Annotated in this window: 3 protein-coding genes; all 3 read left to right on the forward strand. The window is 38.1% G+C overall.

Annotated features, from left to right (window positions below):
• The first annotated feature begins 65 nt into the window (after nucleotides 1–65).
• The 3 genes from HMPREF9073_RS12045 (at nucleotide 66) to HMPREF9073_RS12055 (ending at nucleotide 3104) form a co-directional block, all read left to right on the forward strand.
• Complete coding sequence (locus HMPREF9073_RS12045) at nucleotides 66–578, forward strand: DUF4878 domain-containing protein (RefSeq protein ID WP_034555906.1); 513 nt, start codon at nucleotides 66–68, stop codon at nucleotides 576–578.
• 26 nt (nucleotides 579–604) lie between these two features.
• On the forward strand, nucleotides 605–1360 hold the full coding sequence (locus HMPREF9073_RS12050; RefSeq protein ID WP_009751012.1) for a YiiX/YebB-like N1pC/P60 family cysteine hydrolase: 756 nt from the start codon (nucleotides 605–607) through the stop codon (nucleotides 1358–1360).
• A gap of 142 nt (nucleotides 1361–1502) precedes the next feature.
• Complete coding sequence (locus tag HMPREF9073_RS12055) at nucleotides 1503–3104, forward strand: C10 family peptidase (RefSeq protein WP_009751013.1); 1602 nt, start codon at nucleotides 1503–1505, stop codon at nucleotides 3102–3104.
• The last annotated feature ends 29 nt before the right edge of the window (nucleotides 3105–3133 follow it).

Raw genomic sequence — 3133 nt, forward strand, 5'->3', positions numbered from 1 at the left:
TTAAATAATTACTTACGCCGAACTCACGTTAATAATAGTTAATGTCTAATTTAAACACTCATAAAATGAAAAAACTTTTCTTATCTCTCTTCCTTATCGGAAGTCTAATGCTTACCTCTTGTTCTGGCAACTCCCCTAAAACCGTTGCCGAGAAATTTATGACAGCTGTAAACGCTAACAATTTTGATGAAGCTGGCAAATATTGCGATGCTCAAACCTCTCAATTGCTCAAATCATTCAGCGAGTTTATGAAATCTGTGCCTTCATCCGATGCTAAAAACGAACAATTGTTCAAAGGTTTTAAAATTACCAAAGTTGAAGAAAACGGCGATACAGCTAAAGTATTCTACACTACCGAAGATAGCAACGGCAAAGAAAACGCCCTCGACCTCAAAAAAGTAGACGGCAAATGGATTGTTTCTATGAACAAAGAAAATAAAGAAAACGGCGGTGGTGCTCACGACCACGGCGATGGTCACGACCACGATATGCCAGAAATGCAGCCTAATATCGACCTCGATGCCCCCGATATGCCTGCTGATGTAGAAACACAAACCTCTACCCCTACTAACAAGTAAGATTACAACACTTTTAAACTACAACTTTGCCAAAGTTCCCTGCCCCTACGGCTCGCATTGCCCGTGCGGCTCGCACCTTTGGCAAAGTTCTTTTTATTCCTAACCTTCTGACAATGAAAAAACTTCTCTTTTTTCTCGCAGCGCTCTTGCTCCTCTTCTACGTTGCTTTTCGCATTTTTTTCTATATTGATCATCGAAGTGAAGAAAAACAAGTTGCCGAGAACGAGCATTCCCTTCGTCTTACCCCTTCCCAACTCGATTCTCTACAAGAGGGTGATATCATTCTTAGGCGTGGTTATGGTATATTCAGCGATCTGATTGCTAAACGTCTTAACGACGGTCGTTTTGATGTTACTCACTGTGGTATTCTCTGCCGCAAAAATGGCAATTGGTGGGTAATTCACTCCCTCTCTTCCGATGTAAGCAATATCGATGGTATGCAAGAACAGCCCTTAAACGCTTTTCTTAAATACTCTATGCCCGAGAAAATCTTGATTGTGCGCGCCTTACACAGCACCCCCGAGCAAGGTCGTGCTGTAGTGCAACGCGCCGAGCACTACCTGAAAGCTCAAATCCCTTTCGACCATTTAGGCACTATCGATGAGCCTTCTCAACTTTATTGCACCGAACTCATCTACCAAATTTTAGACAACGACCTTCATTTCGTCGCTTTCCCTACCGATAAAACCCAACGCCAACAACTTTTCACCACTATGACGACTCTTTACAACCCTAAATACTTCGAGATTATCATCAATACATATCCAAATAAAAAACAATAAATCTTATAGAAAAATACTAAATTCTCACTTTTAGTAGAAAAATCTACCTTTTCTATATTTTCTATAATTTTCTAATTATCAAATTTGCTAAGTTGCTAATTATTTTCTACCTTTGTCGCGTAATCCTAAAAACTAACCTTATATGAAAAAACATCTGTTTATTTTAACCATTGCAGGACTCTTCTTTTCCTGCCAACGCGAAGAGGCTAATGCCCTGTTCGCAACCGACACCGATATTTCAGTATTACCCAGTACTGAAACGAAGGCTTCCAACGATGGACTTTTAGGTTGGGTGGCTCTCACAGGGCAAACCCATATTTCGGCGGAGGAAGCCCAAGAAACCGCTCTTGCTACCGCTATGCAAATGCGTGAAGTAGAGGGTATTGTTACCAAAACTCCTTTAAAAATTGGTTCGATTGAAGTAGTAAAGGGCAACACTCGCAAGCCTTACGTACCTACCAAAGGCAATGCAAAACCCGAACAAGCCGATGTCTACATTGTAAACTTTGCTAATAACCAAGGTTATGTAATTACCTCAGCTGATAGGCGTATCTCTAGTGTATTAGCCTACAACTCCTACGGTCATCTCGGCGACACTATTAGTAACCCAGGGCAAGCGATACTCTTTAGCTATATGCAGGCATATATAGAGGAACAGCGTGCCACTTTTGAAGCTAATAAAGAGAAATTAGCTACTCAAGCTGAAGAAGCTATCTTCAAACAGCTTTCTAAAGAACGGCAAGCAGTACTGATTAAAGAAGGCTACTTTGATGAAAACGGAAAGAGAATAACAAGCAAAGGAGGTATTAAGGGAAGACTTTGTATTTCTGCAGAAATTGGAAATACAGATCTTGAGAAAGAAAATTATATAAAATATGAAGAATGGCAAATCAAAGAATTAAAAAAACCTTTAATTAAAACCCTTTGGGGACAAAGAGGTAGTTATAACAATGCTCTTCCTTTGTATTGTGAATCAAGAACAGACGAACCTCCTGTAGGTTGTACAGCAGTAGCCATAGGACAATTGTTAGCCTATCACAAAAAACCTGATAGCATTGTAGGACGAAAAATGCATTGGGACGATATGACCAAAATTGATGTAGGAGATATGTTTTCTAGTATCTATAGTTATGATGTTCGGGACAACCCAATTGCCAAAGGTGATATTCAACACTTATTAGCACATTTAGGAGATAGTAATTTGTTGGCAATGGAATATGGCTGTAGCAAGAGTGGCTCAAGTAGAGAGTTTGGCACTTTGCATTCATTAGGCTATACAGAGATAAAAAAGGAAAAATACAATGATGCACAAGTTATTTCAGAGCTAAAAAACAACCGCCCTTTACTTATTGATGGTTGTGCCATTGAGACAGACCATAAGATAAACTTATTAATTACTAAGATTGAATGGCAAACCTATGATAAATGCCATGCTTGGTTATTAGACGGTTACGTATTAAAAACAAGGAATGTAACATATTACTACAAATGTTTTCAAACAAATGAATATATAAACAGAACTCAAGAACATCTTATTTTAGTTCATAATAATTTCGGATGGGGCGATTCTAATTGGGAAAATAAATTTGATTTGAATTTAGATGGCTCAGGTAGAAATAATACAGGATGGTACCATATAGGTATTTTTAATGTTAATGGGCATAAAGAACCTTCTAACACCTTTAAATCTGGTATCCTTTATGATTACCAATTTAGAAATCATATTATAACAAACATTCACTAATCTAAATAATATGAAAAAAACAACTTTAA

The sequence above is a fragment of the Capnocytophaga sp. oral taxon 326 str. F0382 genome (genome assembly GCF_000318295.1).
Classification (GTDB): Bacteria; Bacteroidota; Bacteroidia; order Flavobacteriales; family Flavobacteriaceae; genus Capnocytophaga; species Capnocytophaga periodontitidis.